The organism is Phormidium sp. CCY1219 (assembly GCF_055795085.1).
In genome coordinates this window covers 1-22,578 of the sequence record NZ_JAYFEQ010000570.1, presented here as the reverse complement: position 1 = coordinate 22,578, position 22,578 = coordinate 1, and the positions used below count along the sequence as shown (strand labels likewise).

At 49.7% G+C, this 22,578-nt stretch carries 17 protein-coding genes; 14 read left to right on the top strand and 3 right to left on the bottom strand.

The genetic code is table 11. The features are described from left to right. Nucleotides 1-104: DUF2887 domain-containing protein (locus tag AC0QH1_RS15930; RefSeq protein WP_324632196.1), on the bottom strand; the 104-nt coding region annotated here is incomplete at its 3' end. 444 nt (nucleotides 105-548) lie between these two features. Between AC0QH1_RS15930 and AC0QH1_RS15925 the strand changes: the two genes are divergently transcribed. Further along, on the top strand, nucleotides 549-1,304 hold the full coding sequence (locus AC0QH1_RS15925; RefSeq protein ID WP_324632195.1) for a DUF1269 domain-containing protein: 756 nt from the start codon (nucleotides 549-551) through the stop codon (nucleotides 1,302-1,304). 206 nt (nucleotides 1,305-1,510) lie between these two features. Next, the gene (locus AC0QH1_RS15920; RefSeq protein ID WP_324632194.1) at nucleotides 1,511-1,990 is read left to right on the top strand and encodes a BON domain-containing protein; all 480 of its coding nucleotides are present in this window, start codon (nucleotides 1,511-1,513) and stop codon (nucleotides 1,988-1,990) included. A gap of 187 nt (nucleotides 1,991-2,177) precedes the next feature. Here the strand turns inward: AC0QH1_RS15920 and AC0QH1_RS15915 are convergent, their stop codons facing one another. Beyond that, complete coding sequence (locus tag AC0QH1_RS15915) at nucleotides 2,178-3,536, bottom strand: hypothetical protein (protein ID WP_324632193.1); 1,359 nt, start codon at nucleotides 3,534-3,536, stop codon at nucleotides 2,178-2,180. Nucleotides 3,537-3,918: 382 nt separating this feature from the next. Between AC0QH1_RS15915 and AC0QH1_RS15910 the strand changes: the two genes are divergently transcribed. The 12 genes from AC0QH1_RS15910 to AC0QH1_RS15855 all read left to right on the top strand — a co-directional run bounded on the left by AC0QH1_RS15910 (nucleotide 3,919) and on the right by AC0QH1_RS15855 (nucleotide 19,381). Next, nucleotides 3,919-5,463: an SLC13 family permease gene (locus AC0QH1_RS15910; RefSeq protein WP_324632192.1), complete on the top strand. Its 1,545-nt coding sequence runs from the start codon at nucleotides 3,919-3,921 to the stop codon at nucleotides 5,461-5,463. A gap of 1 nt (nucleotide 5,464) precedes the next feature. Next, complete coding sequence (locus tag AC0QH1_RS15905) at nucleotides 5,465-5,911, top strand: hypothetical protein (RefSeq protein WP_324632191.1); 447 nt, start codon at nucleotides 5,465-5,467, stop codon at nucleotides 5,909-5,911. A gap of 97 nt (nucleotides 5,912-6,008) precedes the next feature. Next, nucleotides 6,009-6,545 carry an adenylyl-sulfate kinase gene (gene cysC, locus AC0QH1_RS15900; RefSeq protein WP_324632190.1) on the top strand — a complete coding sequence of 179 codons (537 nt, stop codon included), beginning with the start codon at nucleotides 6,009-6,011 and terminating at the stop codon, nucleotides 6,543-6,545. Between the two features lie 433 nt (nucleotides 6,546-6,978). Then, the gene (locus tag AC0QH1_RS15895) at nucleotides 6,979-7,437 is read left to right on the top strand and encodes a chemotaxis protein CheW (protein WP_324632189.1); all 459 of its coding nucleotides are present in this window, start codon (nucleotides 6,979-6,981) and stop codon (nucleotides 7,435-7,437) included. A 5-nt stretch (nucleotides 7,438-7,442) separates the two neighbouring features. Further along, nucleotides 7,443-8,672 (top strand): CheR family methyltransferase, encoded by a 1,230-nt coding sequence (locus AC0QH1_RS15890; protein WP_324632188.1) that lies wholly within the window; start codon nucleotides 7,443-7,445, stop codon nucleotides 8,670-8,672. An 85-nt stretch (nucleotides 8,673-8,757) separates the two neighbouring features. After that, complete coding sequence (locus AC0QH1_RS15885) at nucleotides 8,758-10,506, top strand: methyl-accepting chemotaxis protein (protein WP_324632187.1); 1,749 nt, start codon at nucleotides 8,758-8,760, stop codon at nucleotides 10,504-10,506. 155 nt (nucleotides 10,507-10,661) lie between these two features. Continuing rightward, entirely contained in the window at nucleotides 10,662-11,411 is a 750-nt protein-coding gene (locus tag AC0QH1_RS15880) for a chemotaxis protein CheW (protein ID WP_324632186.1), read from the top strand. Continuing rightward, nucleotides 11,408-13,771: a hybrid sensor histidine kinase/response regulator gene (locus tag AC0QH1_RS15875; RefSeq protein ID WP_324632185.1), complete on the top strand. Its 2,364-nt coding sequence runs from the start codon at nucleotides 11,408-11,410 to the stop codon at nucleotides 13,769-13,771. The genes AC0QH1_RS15880 and AC0QH1_RS15875 overlap by 4 nt, the downstream gene beginning before the upstream one ends. A gap of 120 nt (nucleotides 13,772-13,891) precedes the next feature. Then, nucleotides 13,892-14,902, top strand: coding sequence for a chemotaxis response regulator protein-glutamate methylesterase (gene cheB / locus AC0QH1_RS15870; protein WP_324632184.1), 1,011 nt, complete (start codon nucleotides 13,892-13,894; stop codon nucleotides 14,900-14,902). A gap of 669 nt (nucleotides 14,903-15,571) precedes the next feature. Then, entirely contained in the window at nucleotides 15,572-17,137 is a 1,566-nt protein-coding gene (locus AC0QH1_RS15865; protein WP_324632182.1) for a hybrid sensor histidine kinase/response regulator, read from the top strand. A gap of 162 nt (nucleotides 17,138-17,299) precedes the next feature. Then, a complete protein-coding gene (locus tag AC0QH1_RS15860) occupies nucleotides 17,300-17,470 on the top strand; it encodes a hypothetical protein (protein ID WP_324632181.1) in 171 nt (56 codons plus the stop codon). A gap of 408 nt (nucleotides 17,471-17,878) precedes the next feature. Then, complete coding sequence (locus AC0QH1_RS15855) at nucleotides 17,879-19,381, top strand: ATP-binding protein (RefSeq protein ID WP_324632180.1); 1,503 nt, start codon at nucleotides 17,879-17,881, stop codon at nucleotides 19,379-19,381. A 121-nt stretch (nucleotides 19,382-19,502) separates the two neighbouring features. Here AC0QH1_RS15855 and AC0QH1_RS15850 read toward each other — a convergent pair whose 3' ends face one another. Continuing rightward, nucleotides 19,503-22,508 carry a response regulator gene (locus tag AC0QH1_RS15850; protein ID WP_324632179.1) on the bottom strand — a complete coding sequence of 1,002 codons (3,006 nt, stop codon included), beginning with the start codon at nucleotides 22,506-22,508 and terminating at the stop codon, nucleotides 19,503-19,505. Nucleotides 22,509-22,578: the final 70 nt, after the last annotated feature.

Below are 22,578 nucleotides of genomic sequence, written 5' to 3'. Positions count from 1 at the left end.
GCGAATTCATACTGCTGCGCTTCTGACGCCTCACCCCCGGTCAGCTCAAAAAAACTGCTCGGTTGTTGTTTGAACAAGCGATAAAATATTGGATCTGTCTTCATTGTGTGTACGGGAATTATTTTACAATTGCTGTGCTTTATATTCTATTGCAACACTCAATACTAAAACCTAGTTGGACGACCAAACAATTGATGATTTATGGGACATTTAATTCAGGTTATAGATAATTTAGATAAATATTTCGCGAGCTTTGGGAAAGGATGGGTAATTGCAATGGTGCGCCCATATAAACCTTAGCCAGCATAGAAGAAGCAACCCGATCGCCTCCCCCTGGCTGTAGGGAAATTCGTAGCTGCTTTAATTCATTTCTCCGGAAGAAATGAGAAGAAAAAATAGGCGGCAGAAAAAAGTTACACCTCCAGACAGAAAACTTACACCCATAGAGGGATGAAGTTTGCCATCCCAAATGATGTAATGGAAAGTGTAATACAGCCCGAATGTGCTGTAATTCCTTAACTATAACGATTTTCACAACAGGAGGAAAGATGGCTGTCCGACATCTCAAACGAGCCGTAGGTGTATTTCCCGATCTGGAAAATGCCAGAGGCGCATTAGAAGAATTAAAAGACAACCACTTCCCAATGGAGCGCGTTTCGGTGATTGCCAAAGATACCGAAACCCCCCTCGGCGCTGACATCGAAACCGAACGCAAAGGAAACAAAGCCGATGAAGGCGCAGCGGTGGGTGCCGCCACTGGTGGTGCCCTCGGAACCCTGGGCGGATTACTCGTGGGTTTAGGTGCCCTCGCCATTCCCGGAATTGGGCCGGTGATGTTAGCCGGTGCCACGGCTACCGCCCTAGCCACCACGATTTCTGGTGGTGCCATTGGTGCCGCTGCAGGCGGTTTGGTTGGTGCCTTAGTGGGGTTGGGAATCCCCGAAAAACAAGCCAAAATTTATAACGATCGCGTCGCCCAAGGCGATTATTTAATCATCATCGAAGGCACCGACGATGAAATCCATCGTGCGGAAGAAATCGTCCAGCGTCGCGGTATCGAAGAGTGGGGAATTTACGAAGCCCCAGAAGCCACCGGAACCACCGCCACTCAGGTTCATCCTCAAAATGAAGTGGTTCGTCGCGAAACCCGAGTGGTGGATGAAGAACCTGTCATCGATCGCGAAAAAGAAGTGGTTCGCGAAGAAAAAGAAGTGGTTCGCGAAGAAAAAGAAGACGTGGTTTACAGCGACGACGTAATGACAGTGGTCGATCGCAGCGAACATCATCATAAGAAAACCCGGTAATCTTTAGAAACCGCGATCGCCTCAGCAAAATTCATCCGGCAAATGCGGTCGCTCACCGCTTTCCCAAACCCACGAATCATCCCAAATTATCGTCACTTAGGATAGATTCAACCCTGAGTGGTGGGCGAAAATCCCGGGACGAATGCCCTGCAAGCGATCGCCATACATAAACCCTGCAAAAGTCACACTCATTGAGGAATCAAATTATGAAAAAGCTGACGCCATTTTTACTCGGTATTCTCGTCATGTTTGGGGCGAGTGCTTGCAACGTTGCCCAAACCAGTGGAGATGCTCCCGATAGTGTAGAAGACACGGCAGAACAACCCGCGCAAGTGGAAGAAACCCTCGAAGATGCCGATGATAACGTCCGTCAAGCGCAACTTAACAGTGACATTCGCGCCCGAGAACAACGAAACGATATATACGGCGACCAACAAGAAAGAGCCGAAAGCGATCTCGAAAGCGAAGTTCGCAGTAAATTAGAAGCAAATATTCCGCGCGGTAAGCTAGCGGTACAAGCGGACGACACTGGAACGGTAACAATTGTCGGCACCGTTCCCAACGAAAAAGAATACAATACCATCGAACCTTTAGCCAAAGAAATTCTCGGCGTCAACGACGTGAAGATGGATGTGCGTATCGTGCCGCCAGAAGCACAGACCGAAGAAAATATGATGGGTGAATAAATTCTCTCCTTTAACCCACCTTCGTCCCCATCCGGGGACTTTTTTCTTTGACAAAATGTCTGCGGTTTGCCGTCACGGGCACCCCTGTCCTCCTCCCCGAAGCGATCGGCGGGGGACGAACATTGAAGTGATACTCACTTAATCTAGGTTTTTATGTGAAATCACTTAACCCCTACTGACTCTACATTCACTGAGCCTTGGCCTGAATTTCTTTTTGTTTCTCCCGGGCAAATGTTAATAACTCTTGCGCCTCTTGGGTCACCGTGGTGCCCGGTTGAACTTTTTCCAACTGATTGATAATTTTTTGGAGATCCGCCCCGAGTCTTCCCCAGTTGGGGTTGTCCGGATTTGTGGTTGTCGCTAAAGCTTGCCAAGACGCGATCGCATCTTTCGCGCGATCGAGTGCAACCACCGAATCCCGTTGTGCGGCTAAGCGAACCTTCACCGTAGCCAAATTCCCCCGATACTCCGCCAGCTTAGTTTGCGCGTCGAGATAACCCGGGTCAGACTCGCCGACTTTTTCCAGTCGCGCGATCGCCTCACTCCACAGAGAAACCACCTGCTTCCATTTCCCTTCCGAATGCGGCGGATCCTGAGACGCGATCGCCGCGAGCATCGCAAACTTTTTCGCCGCCTCAATCAAGGTTGTGGTTCGCAAACTCGCTTCTGCCGACCCTGCCACCTGCTGAAAATCCCGCTTCGCCGCTTGCAGTTTGGGGCGCGTTTGCCCACCCGCCAGAGTCGCCGTCGGGATTTCTTCTAAGCGGTCGATCGCCGAAAGCCATGCCGCGATCGCCCCTTGCTTTTCTGTCAACGTTGTCGCCGTTTCGTACTCCCGTTTTGCCGCCTCCAGTGCTTCCTCTGCTTCCCTCAGACCCAACAGCGCATTTTGTTCCTGAAATATCTTCGCCTCCATCCGCGCCACCGATTTGCGCGCCCCCTCAAACTCATCCAAAGTGAACTGCCAACTACAGCCAAACAACGTGCAATACCGCTGCGGATAATATCCCAAAAACCACACCGGCAGATGTTGCAAATGCTCATTTGCCGCCTGAACCTTCTGCAACCCCAACTCAAAATCTGCCGCACTCGTAGCATTATTCACCAATTGGTCGGCTTGTTCCACCTGAGAAATCGCCTCCCGATAGTGATAATCCATACTCAAATAACTCGGTAGCAGCACCATCGGCATCGTCTTCGCCACCGGTCGGCGAATCATCGGATAAGGTAAATTCAGCAGCCAAATCGCACCCGCCAGACCGATCGCCCCCACCGGTATCCATTTGAGACGACTCAATCCACTCGGGGGACGATTCGCCTTAGCCGCCGCTTGCAACACCTGCGGGCTAAAATTGGGATAAATATCCTTAACAATCTCGTAAAGTTCTTCTTGCGAGGCACTTTGGCCGGTTTGCTGGCGCAGTTTGTCCAATCGCTTCAACGCCATATTCCGTTGCACTTGGCCGGCTTGATCCTCAGTGGCGCATTTTTCCACCTCCGCATGCAGAATATCAAAAGCGCGTTGGTTGAGACGAAACTGAGACATTGACCCGATCCTCCCGTAAGCTTCCCCCGTAGGACGAATGACGAATTCAGTGCCCCTCACTCGTGAGGGGGCGAATTTTTTTCTCCGATGGCTTCAATTATGGCACGGGGGAGGGGGAGTGGAGGGGAACGGTTAACCTTTCTTTGCATTCTGCCTGCCCTGGATAGTTCTCCAGCCCCCAAAACCCAGACCCGCCAAGGGTGGCAACCCTGGTATTTTATTGACGGTAGAAAAATATCCGGTTTCCCGACCGAATTTATGGGGATTAAGGGTAAAATGCAGCAGAGTTCATTTATAATGAATGCTTCTGTGAGCTGAGTTCTCCGGCGTGAAGCGAAAAGAGACGATCGCGAATGCTTCAGTCTGACAGCGGGTGCTGCGCGTGAAAACGCTGAGGATCGGCGCAGGCGATCGCCGCCGAGGATCGGCGCAAAACAAGAGCGATCGAGACCGATTGCAGTTGTGCAAAGTTTGTGACACCAGCATGGGCATCAGAAAACAGCATTTTGGGATGATTTTAGAAAGCATGAGAGCGTTGTGGCGGTTTTCCCAAGGGAAACGCCGCTGGATCGGCTATCTGGTAGCGGTGGCCATTTACGCCCTGGTGATGGTGGTGCCCTTGCCCGGATTTGAGGAAGCGGCGCGGCGATCGCTCGCCGTCTTTGGCGTAGCGGCATTCTTATGGGGTACCAACACCCTGCCCCTCCCAGTCACCGCCATCATCATCTTATTCTTGCTCCCCTTTAGCGGAGCCATTTCCCACGCCGATACCTACTCCTACTTCGGCAACCGGGCGGTATTCTTCATTCTCGGAGCCTTGATTTTAGCCAGTCCCATCATGCGATCGGGACTCAGCACCCGCATCGCCCTCGCCGTAGTTTCCCGATTTGGCCACAGTCAGCGAACCTTGTTAGCCTCCATCTTGGGGTTAGCCGCCTTAATGTCCTGTACCATCAGCGCCCATGCGGTGGCCGCCATGTTGTTTCCGATCGTGCTTGAAGTGGTACGCGCCGCTGGTGGCAAACCGGGCGGAAGCTTTGGTTTGGCCGCATTTCTCTCCCTGGCGTGGGGAGTAGTGATCGGCTCGAACACCACCTTACTCGGCGGCGCGAGAGGCCCGTTAGCCCTGGGAATTTTGCAAAATACCACCGGTCAGAGCATTAATTTTTTAGAATGGACCATTTGGACCATTCCCTTGGTGCTGGTGCTGTTGTTCGTCGCCTATGGGCTATTGCAAAAAATGGGACAAGGAGAAAAAGTGTCCTTGAAAGCGGCGCGGCGGTTTTTGGAAAGGCGCAACCAACAACTGGGTAGCATCTCGCGTCGGGAAGTGAAAACCGCCTGCATCATGCTGTTGACGATCGCCTTGTGGGTGTTTGCCGGTGACGCCTGGGGTCTCGATAGCGTGGCGTTTTTAGGCGTCTCGTTAGCCTTTCTCCTCGGGGTTGCCCATTGGCAGGAAGTGGAGGAAGATGTGAACTGGGGTATTTTTTTGATGTATGGCAGCGCGATCGCCCTGTCTGCCGCACTGAGCAATACCGGTGCGGCGGCTGGACTCACCCAATGGCTCCTCGGTTCCGGCATTAACTGGCCGATCCTGATTTTCGCCACCGTGGTTTTCATCTCCTTGGCTATGACGGAATTTATGAGCAATGCGGCTGCTGTGGCGGTGATTCTTCCCGTAGCACTGGCTCTGGCTCAGGAATACGGCATCGATCCCCGGGCGATGAGCTTGGGGGTGGTGATTCCGGCGGGGTTGGGATTTATGCTACCCGTGAGTACCCCGGCGATCGCGATCGCGGTCAGCAGTGGCTACGTCCGCCCCCTCGCCGTGTTACGCTGGGGAATCTGGCTCGATCTGATAGGATTATCTCTGTTTTTAGCCATGAGCAAGCTTTATTGGCCTTTGGTGGGATTGAGGTGGTAGGATGACCGGTTCAAAAACACAATTTTTGCTCTTAATTTTGACCAACCCCTACGCCTACGAAACCGCACTGGACAAGGCCCTCACCCAAGCACAGCAAACCCATCGCCCGTTAAAGGTGGTCTTCGCGATCGACCCAGAAGACCTGGATACCCTGATGCGCGATTTAGGGGAAAGTGGATGGCTCGGAATCGGATCGCGGCGCAGCTTGCAAGAAAGCATGTTGGGAGGCTACCGCGCCTTAGCTGCCGACATTTTGGAATCCGTCGAAAGTCAGTGTGCTGAGGCGGGAATCCCGGTGGAAACCCATGTGGAAGAGGTTCGCTTACAGCCTTACCTTCAAAGCTGGATCGACCGGGGAGTGGAGAACATTATGGTCAATGGTTCTCACTCTCTGACCCCCATTATGGAAAAAATGAGTCCCTCGGTGGAATGGATACCGGAAGAGTGAAAAAGGGACAAATAACTGTACAATCGTAAAGCTCGATCGGGGTCTTTACAAAAACTGTAGTCGTTGTTAATTGGAAAGTATCGGGAGTTAAGTCAAAATGCAACAGCGTGGTGTCACGGTGTGGTTTACGGGTCTTAGCGGTGCAGGCAAGACCACGATTAGCCGAGGGGTAGAAAAACAACTGCGATCGCGCGGATGTCTCGTGGAAATCCTCGATGGGGATATCGTCCGTCAAAACCTCACCAAAGGACTGGGGTTTAGCAAAGAAGACCGTGACGAAAATATTCGCCGCATTGGTTTCGTTTCCCATCTTCTCACCCGCAATGGCGTCATCGTTTTGGTGTCCGCCATTTCTCCTTACCGTGAAATTCGCGAAGAAGTTCGCAACCGCATCGGCGATTTCGTACAAGTCTTCGTTAATGCTCCCCTGAAAGTCTGCGAAGACCGCGATGTAAAGGGGCTTTACAAAAAAGCACGGGCAGGAGAAATCAAGAATTTTACCGGCATTGACGACCCTTATCAAGAACCGGAAAATCCAGATGTCAATTGTCACACTGACCTCGAAAGCGAACCCCAAAGCGTCGCTAAGGTTCTGGAATATCTAGAAGCAAAAGGCTATCTGCCTAAAGTCTAATGGCTTGACATCAAATGCCGGGTGAAACATTTCTTCCCCCCGGCTTATCACTTAAGTGATAAGCCGGGGGTACTGCCTACCTTCCTACCACATCTAGCTTGATTCTCTGGGAATTGTCGGAGAGATGCGCTCTTATCGGCGTCTCTACAAGAAAAATTACCCACATTCATTTGTTTTAGGCGCGATGCGGTACGACTCCCCCGACTTACCCCACAAATTAACCGAGAAAGGGGGAAATATAAGTGATAATAAGTAGTGATGGGGAATGCCCGTCTACTAACTTAAGTGATTTATGGGGACAATGCTCACCCTACAGGGTTCGGAAGGCAATCCGTGGGTCATGCCTGGAAAATAAACGCTAGGATCGAGACAGTCACCGCCTTATCCGCAAAAGGAATCGCGGCGCACTGCACTCGGGATCTGGAGTTCAACGATGTTAATGCTGCTTTTCTATGTCGGGGAGGATCGTTTTGCCCTGAAGTGTTCTCAGGTGGTGGAGATTATTCCCCGCGTCACCCTCACAACATTGCACCACGCCCCCGAATATGTGGCGGGATTGTTTAACTACCGAGGGGCGATCGTACCCGTTATCGATCTGTGCCATTTAATTCAAGGGAATCCCTGTCGTCATGCCCTAAGCACTCGCATCATTATCGTCCACTACCCGGGGAAAAATAATACGCCCCACCTATTAGGTTTGATGGCCGAACGGATTTCCGATACCTTAGATCGTCCAGAAACGGAGTTCGTTACTCCGGGATTTCAACTGGATGAGGCGGCATATTTCGGCGAAATAATGATAGACGAACAAGGAACCATCCAGCGAATCGAAATCGATCGCTTATTATCCGAGCAAGTCGAAGCATTCTTATTACCCGCCTCGGAGAGCTAAGCACGATGATACACGACGAAATCGAAACCCTGCTGAGAAACAAAATCGGTTTGAATCCCGAAACCTTGGGGCCGCGGGCGATCGCCACTGCAGTGAACCAGCGCATGAAATCAGCCGACATCACCGATCGCCGAAACTATCTGCAGCAATTGTACCGTTGCCCGCGAGAAATGGAAGCCCTGATCGAATCAGTGGTCGTCCCGGAAACCTGGTTTTTTCGCAACGAAGAAGCCTTTAATTATCTGCGTCATTACGTCATCTTTGAATGGATTCCCCACCACTCCCACCGCGCCCTGCGCGTGTTGAGCATCCCCTGTTCTACCGGAGAAGAACCCTTTTCCATTGCCATCACTTTACTCGATGCCGCTTTACGAGTACAAAACTTTCACATCGATGCAGTAGATATTAGCAAACAAGCCCTCCAAAAAGCCAAGCGCGGGGTCTATCGAAAGAATTCATTTCGCGGCCAAAATATTTCCTTTCGCGATCGCTATGGCTGGGAAACTCCAGAGGGCTATCACTTGTCCCCACAGGTTCGCAAATCGGTGAATTTTATTCACGGCAATCTACTCAACCCGCTGTTTCTCTACAACAATCCCCCCTACGATATCATTTTTTGCCGCAATTTGTTAATCTATTTCGACGTGGAAGCCCGTCAGCGGGCCGTGCAAATTTTAGAGCGCTTATTAGCCCCAACGGGTCTGCTATTTGTCGGATCGGCAGAAGTCAGCGCCCTCAGCGGGCGATTCATCTCCTTGCGCCATCCCATGACCTGGGTGTACCGCAAAGCCGATCCCAGAGGCGATCGCGCCGAAAACCGGAAAATCAGCGCCCAAGCAGCGCCTCCGGTGGCGATCGCCCCTCCACCAATCTCCTATTCCCCCGTCGCCGAAAAACCCGCACCCACCCCCAACCCCACGCCAGAGTCTTTACTCGACAGCGCCAGAAATCTCGCCGATAACGGTCGCTTGCATGAAGCCGCCCACCTCTGCGAAACTTATCTGCGTCAAAATCGCACCGATGCCGACGCTTATGTATTATTAGGAGAAGTACAAGGAGCCGCAGGGCATGAGGAACTCGCCGAGCAATCTTTCCAAAAAGCGATTTACCTCGACCCCAACCATGTAGACGCACTGCTGCATCTGGCTTTACTCAAAGAACATCAAGGAGAAATAGCCAGCGCTTCTGGCATCCGACAGCGGATCGCGAGACTGCTAAAATTGCAGGGTGAATAAGGCATTCGGCACCGGATCCCGCGCGCCTGTACCCTCCCAAACCAAACCAAACATCAGACTCGGACGAAGGAGAATACATCAACATATGTTTCAAAATATGTCCTTACAAAAGCGAATGCTCGCTGCTTTTTTATTTATGGGGTTTATTGTATTGTGCGTTGGGTATGTAGGGTGGTTCGGGAATTCCAAGCTGATCCGACACATTAAAACAATTAGCGACAATGCCATGCCCAGCGCGATCGCCCTGTGGAAAATCAATGAAGCCCAAACTCAAATTCAATCCGCCGAGCGATTGTTGCTCAATCCCCGCACGCCCCCCGACCAAAGAGACGAAGCGATAGAACGCATTGAGCGTTCCCAACAACTGGTTCAAGAGGTTTTGGGGGAATACGAAACCATTGACAAAAAACCCGAAGAAATCCAACGCTACGAAGATTTCCGAGACAAATGGAATACCTGGATGAGATATCATCAGGAATTTCTCGAACTCAACGAAGAATTTGAAGAATACGATATCCTTCAACCTTGGGAAGTGCAGGCACAGTTACTCAGAGCCGATCGCGAAGATTCCCCAGAAATGGCCGCCGCACAAGCCGCCGCCGCCATCCTCGATGAAATCAACGAGCAAACCATAAATCAAAAAGCTCCCGCCTATAAAGCCGCCGAAGAAGCACTCGAACAAGTCATTCTCTACAATCAGCAAGAAGCAAGCGATGCCACCCTTGCGGCTGATGCGGACGTTACCCTGAGCCGCTTTGGGGTAATTCTCGGCACGATTGTCGGTCCGGTAACGGCGATTGTATTTGGGGTGTACTTTAGCAATACCATCGCCAAACCCCTAGGCGCTAAAATTGTCGGCGTGGTTAGAGTGGCTGAAAAAATCTCGGCGGGAGATCTCACCACCCCGGTTCCAGTCACCGATTCTAAAGACGAAATCGGGCGATTAACCACCGCTTTTTTTAACATGACGCGCAAACTCAATTCCCTGATCCGTCAGGTGCAACATTCTGGCATTCAAATTACCAGTTCCACCACGCAAATTGCCGCTTCGGGGAAAGAGTTAGAAGCCACCGTCACCGAACAAGTGGCCTCCACCAATCAAGTGGTAGCAACGGCAAAAGAAATTGCGGCAACTTCTGGTGAATTGGTCAAAACGATGGATCAAGTCAGCGATTTAGCCGGAACCACCGCGATCGCCGCCGGTAGCGGCCAAAAAGATATCGTTCGCATGGAAACCACCATGCGTCAGCTTGCCGAAGCCACCAGTTCTATATCCGGCAAACTCGGGGTAATTAGCGAAAAAGCCAATAACATCAATAGCGTTGTCACGACTATCACCAAAGTGGCCGATCGCACCAATTTACTCTCCCTCAATGCCGCAATTGAAGCGGAAAAAGCGGGAGAATATGGCACCGGGTTTGCCGTAGTCGCCCGCGAAATTCGCCGCCTCGCCGACCAAACCGCTGTGGCAACTTTGGATATTGAAAGCATGGTGAAAGACATGCAATCTGCCGTTTCCACCGGGGTGATGGAAATGGATAAATTTACTAAAGAAGTGACCCGCAGTGTGGAAGACGTTCGCAAAATTAGCGGCCAACTCGCCCAAATTATCGAGCAAGTTCAAAGTCTTAACCCCCGCTTTGATGCCGTTAGTAAAGGCATGGAAGACCAATCCGTGGGCGCGCAACAAATTAGCGATGCAATGGTTCAATTAAGCGAAGCATCCCGCCAAACCGCTCAATCTCTCCGGGATACCAATCAAGCAATCGAGCAATTGAATGAAGCCGCACAAAGCTTGCAACGAGAAATCTCTTTTTTCAAAGTGCAAAGCTGACTCAGATAGTCATAAAAAATGAACCACCAATGACAATTGACCAATGACCAATAACAATTGACCAATGACAATTGACCAATGACCAATAACAATTGACCAATAACAAATGACCAATGACAATTGACCAATGACCAATAACAAATGACCAATGACAATTGACCAATGACAAGACTCAAGCGATGGGACAAGAATGCTGGAACGAAATCGGTATAGGGGGCGATCGCAGTTGCCCGGAATTGGAACGCTTCATTCATTGCCACAACTGCCCGGTGTATTCCCAAGGGGGGCGCAGTTTGCTCGATCGCGAAGCGCCAGCGGGTTATCGCGAAGAGTGGACCGAATTAGTGCGCGAAGAAACCGTCACGGAGGAACTGCAAGCTAAAACCTTACCCTCGCAACTTACCACCACCCCAGTCGAAGCAGAAAAGACCGTTTCGGTGGCTATCTTTCGCCTGGGAATCGAATGGTTGGCACTCCCGGCATTTACCTTCAAAGAAGTGACGCCTCCTTGTGCGATTCACACCCTCCCACATCGCAGCAACGAGATTTTATTGGGATTGGTGAATATTCGCGGCGAAATCCTCACCTGCATTTCGATGCACAATTTTCTCGGCGTGGAAACCCAATCCGCCAAAAAAAATTCAGCCACCCCGAAACCCCAAATGAGTCCGATTGTCTATTCGCGGATGGTGGTGGTAGAAATCCAAGGAAATCCCTGGGTCTTTCCCGTAGATGAAATCGATGGAATTCATCGATTGGATGTGAAAAGATTCCAAGAAGTACCAGCAGTGCTGTCGAAATCCACCGATGCTTATACACAAGCAATAATTCAATGGCAAAATAAAAAAGTGAATTGTTTAGACTACGAACGGGTATTTTCTAGCGTGAAACGGAGGACGTTGTGACCAACGGAGAATCGGATCTGAGCAATTTTTCCATGCTGGATTTATTCGGCATGGAGGTAGAAACCCAAGCGGCAATTTTAAATGAAAACCTATTAGCGCTGGAAAATCAACAGCAACCGGATAAAGAATTGGAAGCGTTAATGCGGGGGGCGCATTCGATTAAAGGTGCGGCGCGCATCGTGCAAATTAATGCGGCGGTGAACATCGCCCACGTGATGGAGGATTGCTTTGTCGCCGCGCAAGAAGGAGCGATCGCATTAGAAAATCACCACATCGATCGCTTGCTCGAGGGAGTGGATTTGCTGCAACGCATCAGCCAAGTAAAAGAAGAGAACTTAGAAGAGTGGCTGTCGCAACATCACTCAGAGATCGAACGGGTGGAAAGCGCCATTCAAGCGATCGCCGCCGAATCGCGCGGGAAAACCCCCCCAGAAACCCCGTCGCCCCCCGAGGATCGTCAACCGGCGTCACCCGCCCCAACCGCCACCGTGGAGGATTCCCCAGCAGAAGAATCACCGCCACCGGGAGCGATCGCCCCGCAAGCACCCGTCTCCCCCGCGAAACCGCCCATTCCGGTTCAGCAAACCCCGCCAGAAGCACCGCAAAGCGGCGATCGCGTGGTGCGCTTGAGCGCCGAAAACCTGAATCGATTGATGGGATTGGCGGGAGAATCCCTGATCGAAGCCAATTGGCTCGAACCTTTTGCCGATTCCTTACTCAAACTCAAAAGCCATCAGTTAGAACTCTCAAAAACCCTGCAAAAATTACAGAACTCGATGGAGGATATACCCCAGCATAAAATCACCCGAGATTATCTCGATCGCGCCCTAACTATCGAAGCAGATTGTCGGGAATTGTTAAGCGCTCGCATCAACGAGCTCGAATTATTTTCCCGTCGATTTGCCAATCTTTCCGATCGCCTTTATCGGGAAGTGATTGACAGTCACATGCGCCCTTTTACCGAAGGAGTGCAAGGATTTCCCCGGATGATGCGCGATTTGGGCAAACAGCTCAACAAGCAAGTTCGGCTGGAAATTATCGGCAAATCTACCCCGGTCGATCGCGATATCTTGGAAAAACTGGAAGCGCCTCTCACTCACATCCTGCGAAATGCGATCGCGCATGGCATCGAACCCCCGGAAGAGCGGGTAGCCAAAGGTAAACCGACAGAAGGAAAAGTGCGAGTGGAAGCCGCACATCGCGGCGGCATGTTATCGATTCTGGTTTGCGATGATGGTCGCGGAATCGAGTTAGATACCCTTCGCCAAACCGCGATCGCTAAGGGATTGGTCGCACCGGATATGGCCAATCAACTCAGCGAAACCGAACTGATGGAATTTCTCTTTTTACCCCGATTTTCCACCCTCGACGAGGTAACGGAAATTTCCGGACGCGGGTTTGGATTGGATATCGCCAAAAGCATGGTTCAGGAAGTGGGCGGCTTCCTGCGCGCGCACTCGGATCCGGGCAAAGGCATGACCTTTCACTTGCAATTGCCCTTGACCTTATCGGTAATTCGCACTTTGTTAGTCGAGATTGCCGAGGAACCCTATGCGTTTCCCCTGACGCGCATCGATCGCATTTTGCGGGTTTCCAGAAGCGACATCTTTGTGGCCGAAAATCGCCATTATTTTACCCTCGACGATCGCAATATCGGCTTGGTCGCGGCCCATCAAGTGCTCGATCTGCCAGAAAGTGACAGCGAATCCGATACCTTATCGGTTCTCGTCCTCAGCGATCGCTTCACCCAATATGGACTGATCGTCGATCGCTTTCTCGGGGAACGGGATTTGGTGGTCCGCCCCTTAGACCCCCGTCTGGGCAAAGTCCGCGATATTAGCGCCGCCGCGCTCATGGAAGATGGTTCTCCCGTGCTGATCGTCGATGTGGAAGACTTGGTGCAATCCATCGATCGCCTCCTCACTAACGGCGGATTGAGCTACACCCGCGCCAAGAAACACCCACACAAAGCCCCACCCCGCAAGCGCATCCTGGTGGTGGATGATTCGATTACCGTGCGCGAAATGGAACGCAAGTTACTCGAAAACAATGGCTATGATGTCCAAGTGGCAGTCAATGGCATGGATGCCTGGAATGCGGCGCGTACCACCCCTTACGATTTGATTATCAGCGATGTGGATATGCCGCGCATGAATGGCATCGAATTGGTCAACCAAATCAAGACTCATCCGAAATTGAAGTCGATTCCGGTGATTATCGTCTCCTATAAAGACCGCGAAGAAGACCGCATTCAAGGCTTGGAAGCCGGAGCAAACTATTATTTAACCAAAAGCAGTTTCCATGACGATACATTTTTAAAGGCAGTCCTAGACACCATTGGCAAGGCTCATCCCGGATAAAAAATCGGGCAATTTTTATGGAAAACTTTACTCCCGAAGGCTGACAAGGAACGAGCGGTCATGTCTACTGATATAATAAAACTGTCGGAATTAATAATCGATTGTTCGTTAAAAACTTGAATGAAAATTGCAATTGTTAATGACATGCAGCTTGCAGTGGAAGCATTGCGGCGCGTCTTGATGCAAGTTCCGCACTACAAACTGGTTTGGGTAGCGCGCGATGGGGCAGAAGCAGTGGCCAAATGTGCCGCCGATCGCCCCGACGTTATTTTAATGGATTTGTTGATGCCGGTGATGGATGGAGTGGAGGCAACTCGTCAGATTATGCTTCATCATCCCTGCGCCATTTTGTTGGTGACGGCAAGTATCAACGCCCATCTGCCAAAAGTGTTTGAAGCCCTCGGTTATGGGGCGCTTGATGTGGTCGTTACCCCGATTCTTGGCACTTGCGGATATACTCGCGGATCGCAAAGTCTGCTAGAAAAAATTTCTACTCTTGCCAAGCTTCTGGGAAAATCAGCCCCCCCACAAAAACGCGGGATTTCTTGGGTCAAACAACATACCAAACAGAGTAACACTCCACCCTTGGTGGCGATCGGCGCTTCTACCGGCGGTCCGCGCGCGATCGCCACGATTTTATCTCAATTACCCAAAAGTTTCCCCGCCGCCGTGGCGATCGTTCAGCATATCGACGTTCAATTCTCCCCCAGTTTGGTTCAGTGGTTGCACTATCAGTGCCATTTGCCCGTGGAATTGGCGATCGCCGGCAACAAGTTTAAAGCCGGTAAAGTCCTCGTCGCGGCGACGAATGACCACCTGATCTTGCGCTCTAACCTCACCCTGGGATATACCCCAGACCCCCAAAATAATCCCTACCGACCCTCGGTGGATGTGTTTTTCTCCAGTTTGGCCCAAAATTGGCCCACCACTGGGGTAGCAATCCTGCTCACCGGGATGGGAAAAGATGGGGCGGCGGGTTTGCAGTTGCTTCAGGGTGCCGGATGGCATACCATTGCCCAAGACCCGAAAAGCTGTGTGGTCTATGGCATGCCAAAAGCCGCCGTGGATTTGGGTGCCGCAACTCAGGTACTCTCCCTGGATGAGATCGCTTCTACCCTCCTGGAATTATAAGCCCTTCGCGATCGCAATTCTATCCCTTTAGTCGATTCTTTCTCTCTTTTTGCGTACCGCTCTCTTAACCCGTTTGTCCCCGTTTGTTTGAACCCATTCACGGGTCTGCTCTCTCCACCGCGATGACAGCAGTTTTTCTCCCCTTTTTTACTTTCCCCCCCCCCGGATACAATTAATGTGTTATAATCCAAAAATTCAAACTGCCAAACTTAAAGGATTTCATCCCGCTTAATTTTTAGTCAGAAAAAGATTAAAATTTCGCGATAATTTTGGGAACCTTTCCCGCTGTTTCTCGATCGCTCTACCGCAAATCCAGCTCCAGGCGATCGTGCTCCACCCTCAACTCCCATCAGAAATGACGAATGCCCCCAACAAATGACAAATGACCAATGACCAATGACCAATGACCAATGACCAATGACCACCAACAGCAATCCTCTTTCCCCCAAAAATAGCGGGGGTCAGTCTCGGGAGAGATGACAAAACCCCCACTTCAGTGGATAATTCAGTTAAGGGACTCAAGTGACTGAGCCATGAATTACTCCGCAACTTGACCCCGAACGCTGATGCGCTGAAACAGTCCACAAAACACTATCATTTCGCGAAATGAGACAGGTCAAAATGGGAAAAACAAACCTGGGAATTAAGGTAAAAAACTTTAATAAATTTATGAAAAGCGTTAACCAACCCACAGGCGATCGCCAAAGGCATTTTACCCCCCAATCCCTCTCGGATATGAAACAGGAACCCGTTTCGGTTTTGATCGTGGACGATCGCCCGATTGTTGGAGAAGCCGTGCGCCGCTTGTTGGCTACCGAAACCGACATCCAGGTGCATTACTGTAGCGATCCGACTCGCGCCGTAGAGATGGCGACCGAAATTCAACCGACGGTGATTTTACAAGATTTAGTCATGCCCGAGATTGACGGGTTGATGTTGTTGCGCTTTTTTCGCGCTAATCCAGCCACCCGTCACATTCCCATTATCGTCCTTTCCACCCAAGAAAACCCCACCCAAAAAGCCGAAGCCTTCGCTAACGGCGCGAATGATTATTTAGTCAAACTGCCGCATCAAATCGAGTTCATCGCGCGAGTTCGCTATCACTCCACCGCCTATCTGAACTTTCGCCAACGCCACGAAGCCGAATTGATTCGCCAGTACAATCAAGAATTAGAACGACGGGTGGCACAACGCACTCGCCAATTGGAAGAGGTGTTAGACCATCTCAAACAAACTCAAGCCAAATTAGTGCATCGGGAAAAAATGTCCGGTTTGGGACAAATGGTGGCAGGAATTGCCCACGAAATTAACAATCCGATTAGTTTTATCGCCGGAAATGTGGCCCATTCCACCGAATATACCCGCGATTTATTAGACCTGATTCAACTGTATCAAGAAACTTACCCCAATCCTACCCCCGAAATTGAAGCGCTGCACGAAGAAATCGATGTAGAATTTATTCGCCAAGACTTGCCCAAAATTATGTCTTCCATGCAAGCAGGAAGCGATCGCATCCGCCAAATTGTTGAAAATTTACGCTCCTTCTCTCGCTTTGACGAATCGAAAATTAAACCCGTAAATCTCCACGAAGGCATCGAGAGTACCCTGCAAATTTTGCAACACCGCTTGCACCACACCAACATCCAATTGGTCAAAGACTATGCAGATTTGCCAACGGTAGAATGCGACGCCGGCTCCCTCAATCAAGTCTTTCTGAATATTCTGACAAATGCGATCGATGCAGTAGAGTCATCGGTTGATAGTCATTCGTCATCGGTCAATAGTCATTCGTCATCGGTCAGCGATCCACAATCAACCTCTAACAACAAAGGACAAATGACCAATGACAAAGGACAAATGACCAACAACCAAATACAAATGACCAACAACCAAGGACAAATGACCATTCGCATTCGCACAGAAGTCATCGACGGCAATGTTGTTGCTATCCGAATTGCCGATAATGGGTGTGGTATTGCACCGGAACATCTAAAGCGGATTTTTAATCCGTTTTTTACTACAAAAGAGGTGGGCAAAGGAACCGGATTGGGATTATCGATTAGCTACCAAATTGTGGTGGACAAGCATAAGGGATCGTTGCACTGCGAGTCCACCCCCGGAGAAGGAACTGAATTTACGATCGCCATTCCCCTGCGACACAATAATATTACCCACTTGTGTTCCTCTACCGAGCGATCGCCTTCACCTCAGCTACGGGAAATTGCCACCGCTTAGCCCCGCGCTTGTGTCATTGCGGTAAAGTGATTGAGTCAGGTTTTTTCCTACCAATTCTTAGGGCGTAGGGTGGGTATCGCCGAAATTCCCCACGCGATCGCTTCCCGGACCTGGATGTAGCAGGTCAATGCCTACAATCCGGCGCGAGATTGGGCGGGGAAAATGTTTAGCAAAATTAAAATAACTTTACAGGAATTAACATTTGCTAACAACTCCCGGACAGGCGATCGCGCCAAACTCCTGACAGGCGCTTGCTTCGCCAAAACCCTCCCCAGGATCGGCGATCGCCAAAGTTACCAATTGATTGCGATCGATTCACCAAATTTGGCCTGAATTTTCAGTTAAACTACGGATTGACATGGCTTAACTGACCGTGCTAGAAAAAAGAGAGTGCCAAAAACCCTATCTAACCTCTCCAACACTGAATCGAATCTCGGCAATTGTCATCAAAAATTGCCCAACCTGGAGCTTAGTCGGTTTTCGCTGTGAACCCCTGGCAAGGGGGTTTATCATTGCATTTATTCCCAAATCATTCGACAAGTTCCACCTCTGTAGGGTGCGTGACGCGGGTTAAATTCACTTTGCCACCAGCCCACCCATTCCCCTCCCGCGTAACGGACTTGATACCAGCCTCGTTACGCTGTTTGAATCTATTTAACCCTTATCCCACCCATTCGTACCCCCACCAACCTTACTCACCCAAAACGACCTCCTCTGTTTCTTTCTGGGAGGATACTACCGATGAAACAGAAGCAAACAGCATGTCCGTCGAAAGCGCCTCAAACCGCTTTATCCAGGACAGAAAATCCCGTTAATATTTTACTCATTGACGACCAACCGATTGTCGCCGAGTCTCTCAAGCGCCTGTTAGAATCGGAAGAAAACATTACCTTCAACTTCTGTTACGATCCCTTTCGCGCGATTCCGATGGCGATCGAGATGTTGCCCACGGTAATTTTATTGGATTTAATCTTGCCCGAGATTGATGGGTTGATGTTATTGAAATTTTTGCGCGCCAATCCAGCAACCCGCGAGATTCCGATCGTGGTTCTTTCTTCTCAGGAAGAAGCGCAACGCAAAGCCGAAGCATTTGCACTGGGTGCTAGCGATTATTTAGTGAAATTTCCGGAAAAAATCGAGTTGGTCGCTCGCCTGCGCTATCATTCTAAAGCCTATCATAATTTTTTGCAACAGCGATCGGCTTATCAAGAATTGGCACAGCTTCACGCTACCTTAGAAAATCGGGTAGAGGAAAAGACGAGGAAACTCACAGAAACCGTAAACAACCTACAGCAAACCCAAGCGCAACTGCTGCAAGCGGAAAAAATGTCTGCCCTCGGACAATTAGTTGCCGGCATCGCCCATGAAATCAACAACCCGGTAAATTTTATCGGGGGGAATTTAGTGCATGCAACTCAATATACCCAAGACTTATTAGAACTCGTCCGACTTTATCAAGAAAGTTGTAAAACCTCCCATCCAGAAATTGAAGAATTTAAGGAAGCCATAGATTTAGATTTTCTTCGCGAAGATTTACCCGAATTAATGTCTTCTTTAAAAATCGGCGTCGATCGCATCAAAGAAATTGTCGATAATATGCGGAATTTCTCCCGCATAGATGAGGCGCAGATGAGCTTGGCCGACCTTCACGACTGCCTCGATAGTAGCCTATTAATTCTACAACATCGGCTGAAAAAAAATAACATCAACCTGGTGCAAAACTACGGCGAACTTCCAGAAATTGAATGCTATCCGGGACAACTTAATCAAGTGTTTGTGAATCTGATTGGCAATGCGATCGATGCGCTAGAGTCATTTGGCAAGAGTCATTCGTCATTCGTCACGGGTCATTCGTCATCAGTAACAGGTTTAAATGACCAAGGACAAACCCCCAATGACCAACAACCAATGACCATTTCCATTCACACCGAAGCGATCGCCCCCAATTTGGTGAGGGTGCGAATTGCCGATAGCGGTTCTGGAATCCCACCCGAGGTTTACCAACAGATATTTCACCCCTTTTTTACCACCAAACCGGTGGGAAAAGGCACCGGATTGGGATTATCCATTAGCCATCAGATTATCGTCGAAAAACATGGCGGAGTGTTGCGATGCGAATCCCAACTGGGAAAGGGAACCGAATTTTTCATCGAACTACCAGTGCGCCAAAATGCAGTGGGCGATTTGTCGCCTTCTGAATTAGAAGCAAAACCCCCTCTCGTGGAGTATCCCACATCTGCCTAAAAGGGATTAGAAATCAGGTGGTTTATCAAAACTTCGTAGAGACGCTAATCATCGCGTCTCTACAGCAACTTATTATCAACTCGCTTCCGGTTTTTCGGGTATCCTGCATGAAAAACTCCCCCTAAGATTCACTTAATTCGGTATCCAAAAACACCCGAACTTCTTCGAGAAGTTCTCGAAAAGATGCGAATAAATCCATTGCGCCTTCCAGAGTTTGCTGTCGGGCCATTTTTTCGAGTTGCTTCGCTTGTGCGGATAAAGTGGGTACCCCCATGTTTGCGGCAGAACCTTTGAGACGATGGGCGTAATGTTTCACTTGCGAATAATCTTCTGATTGGATAGCCTTTTCTAAGGGAGTTAAATCTTTATTGGCGGTATCGAGAAACATTTGCAGCAATTGTTTTTGCACCTTAACTTTGCCGCGAGAGATGGTTTGCAGACGGTCTAAATCTACTGGGGAACTCCCGGGGGCGATCGCATTTTTTTCCTTCTTATCCGCCTCATCTGTAGCTGATGCGTCAGTTTTGGCGGGTACCGTACCGTTTTGGGCCACCGGGGCAGTGTCTTGCCGATCGCGGGTTTTTGCTTCCGGGGCACTTGTCGCCTCAGACTTTGAGGGAACAGGGGGCTGACTTTGCGGGATCCAGTGTTCGAGAACTCGGGCTAAATCCTCTTGTTCCAAAGGTTTGCTCAAGTAATCATCCATTCCCGCCGCCAAACACTTTTCGCGATCGGCTTTCATTGCATTTGCCGTTAAAGCAATCACCACCGTTTTTTCCGATACCGTTTCCCCAGAAGAAAGCGCCTCGCGACGACGCAATTCCCGAGTAGTGGTATAGCCATCCATTTGCGGCATTTGGCAATCCATCAACACCAAATCGTAATCTTCGGCGTGGAGTTTTTCCAGCGCTTCTACCCCATTGGTGACGCAATCTGCCTGATAGCCCAAAGCTTCCAGTTGACTGAGGATTACGGTTTGATTGATGAGGTTATCTTCAGCTACTAAAATTTTCAGTTCTGCGCGATCGGCATTGAGGTCGCGATCGCCCTTACGTGCAGTTGTTACCGATGCTCGTTCCGTTTCGCCAACCGATGAAGAAGACTGAGCATTGGCTTGTTTTTTTAATTCCAGGGTAAACCAAAACTTCGAGCCTTTATTAACTTCACTTTCCACCCCAATTTTGCCATGCATCGCTTCGACTAACTGCTGGCAAATTGCCAATCCCAAACCCGTGCCACCATACTGTCGGCTGGTGGAAGGATCGACCTGAGAAAAGGATTGAAACAGTTTGTCTTGCGCTGACGGAGAAATGCCAATTCCGGTATCGATGACTGCAAAATACACCCGGGCGCTGCGAGGGGTTTGCGACTCTAAGCTTGCTTCTACTTTTACTTCTCCCGACGGCGTAAATTTGATGGCATTACTGAGTAAATTTAGTAATATCTGACGCAAGCGACTCGGATCTCCTTGCACGAGTTTGGGCAAGTTATTGTCAAAATTTACCCGGAGGATGAGTCCTTCTTCTTCCGCTTGAGGCGTGAGTAAATTAACCACCTCTTTAACGCAATCGTGTAAATTAAAATCTAAAATTTCCAGATGCATTTCCCCGGCTTCGAGTTTGGAGAAGTCGAGGATATCATTAATAATACTGAGTAAATGCTTGGCACTGGTGCGAATGGTTTGGGCATATTCTAGTTGTTTGGGTGCCAGTTCCGTATCCAGGAGCAACCCTGCCATTCCCAGTACGCCATTCATCGGCGTGCGGATTTCGTGACTCATATTCGCGAGAAACTGAGACTTAGCGCGGGCAGCTTCTAAGGCAGCTTCTCGGGTTTCGACTAATTCATCGATGCGATCGGCAACGATAATAATGCCACCGACGACTTCTTTTTCGGCGTGAGTTAGGGGATTGACATACCAGGGTTGAACTGCCCAGCGAAAATAGAATACCGAACCATCATCGCGTTGCCATCTATCTTCATTTCTGGAAATAAATTGTCCCTGCAATCCTCGCTCGTGAATGGCTTTCCACTCCGGTTTGTAATCCGGGAACACTTCGTAATAGGAGCGTTCCAGTAAGGGTTGTTCTTCTAAATTGTGATCGCTGAGCCATTGATTGCTGTAAGCTAAAAAGCGCATTTCGCTATCGAACATTGCCATCGCGATCGGGGCATTTTTAATCAATTGCCGCAGTTGTTGGTATTCTCGTTCTTGGGCAATTTCCGCTTGTTTGCGTTCGGTGATATCCACCCCAATGCCCCAACCTGCCCAGCCGGAAATGGGGAAGCGATCGCTAATATTTGACCAAGCAATGGTTTTCGTGCTACCATCTTTGCAAGTGATTTCTAATTCCCGCGCGTGAGAATGGGTTTGCAGTTGAGAGACTTCTTCCCCAATGGACTTTTGCAGGTGTTCGATGGTGGGCAAGCGATCGGTAGCCATCAAGGAACCGAAAACAGTTAAATCGCTTTGAAATTTGCTTTGCCTCAAACTGCGATAAAATTGTTCTCGGATTTCGGGATTGTCGAACATTTCCTCGGCGGTATAGCCGGTGACTCGTTCGCACTCGCGGTTCCAAGCGATGATGTTGCCATCCCCATCAAAAGCTGTTAACATGACCGGCATATTTTCGAGTACGGTGCGAAGGCGTTTTTCGCTTTCCTGTACTGCTTGATACGCTTCATCCCGTTGCAGTAAGTTAATATAGGCTTGAGAATGGTAGCGGATCCGGGCAATGAGTTCGATCGCATCGGGCAGTTTGACTAAATAATCGTTTGCGCCCACGGCAAATGCATCGGCTTTCAGCTTCGGGTCTTCTTTCACCGAGAGGACGATAGTGGGAATATTTCGCGTGGCAGCATTGGCGCGAAAAAACCGCAGTAATAGCAAGCCATCGATATCCGGCATGACTAAATCTTGCAGGATTACTGTAGGAGAAATTTCGCTGGCTTGTTTGATGCCTTCAATGGGATCGCTACAATAGTGAAAAATAATATCTTCTTCTGTTGCTAGCATTCGGCTTACCGCCTCACCAATAATCGGCTGATCGTCGATGAGTAAGACAGTAATCGGATGCTCTTTCATATATAAATGGGTTGCGTTAGGGTTGGCATTCTGCCGATTCATCAGAAATTAGGGTTGGTAAGGGGGAGAACGGAAACCCTCGTCATTTATGCGTAGGGAGGAGTTCTCCCCC

Excerpts from the sequence above, each read along its gene's own strand:
- AC0QH1_RS15925 (WP_324632195.1), top strand. The coding sequence starts at position 549 with ATGGCTGTCCGACATCTCAAACGAGCCGTAGGTGTATTTCCCGATCTG.
- AC0QH1_RS15920 (WP_324632194.1), top strand. The coding sequence starts at position 1,511 with ATGAAAAAGCTGACGCCATTTTTACTCGGTATTCTCGTCATGTTTGGG.
- AC0QH1_RS15915 (WP_324632193.1), bottom strand. The coding sequence starts at position 3,536 with ATGTCTCAGTTTCGTCTCAACCAACGCGCTTTTGATATTCTGCATGCG.
- AC0QH1_RS15905 (WP_324632191.1), top strand. The coding sequence starts at position 5,465 with ATGACCGGTTCAAAAACACAATTTTTGCTCTTAATTTTGACCAACCCC.
- cysC (WP_324632190.1), top strand. The coding sequence starts at position 6,009 with ATGCAACAGCGTGGTGTCACGGTGTGGTTTACGGGTCTTAGCGGTGCA.
- AC0QH1_RS15895 (WP_324632189.1), top strand. The coding sequence starts at position 6,979 with ATGTTAATGCTGCTTTTCTATGTCGGGGAGGATCGTTTTGCCCTGAAG.
- AC0QH1_RS15890 (WP_324632188.1), top strand. The coding sequence starts at position 7,443 with ATGATACACGACGAAATCGAAACCCTGCTGAGAAACAAAATCGGTTTG.
- AC0QH1_RS15885 (WP_324632187.1), top strand. The coding sequence starts at position 8,758 with ATGTTTCAAAATATGTCCTTACAAAAGCGAATGCTCGCTGCTTTTTTA.
- cheB (WP_324632184.1), top strand. The coding sequence starts at position 13,892 with ATGAAAATTGCAATTGTTAATGACATGCAGCTTGCAGTGGAAGCATTG.
- AC0QH1_RS15865 (WP_324632182.1), top strand. The coding sequence starts at position 15,572 with ATGAAAAGCGTTAACCAACCCACAGGCGATCGCCAAAGGCATTTTACC.
- AC0QH1_RS15860 (WP_324632181.1), top strand. The coding sequence starts at position 17,300 with ATGTTTAGCAAAATTAAAATAACTTTACAGGAATTAACATTTGCTAAC.
- AC0QH1_RS15855 (WP_324632180.1), top strand. The coding sequence starts at position 17,879 with ATGAAACAGAAGCAAACAGCATGTCCGTCGAAAGCGCCTCAAACCGCT.
- AC0QH1_RS15850 (WP_324632179.1), bottom strand. The coding sequence starts at position 22,508 with ATGAATCGGCAGAATGCCAACCCTAACGCAACCCATTTATATATGAAA.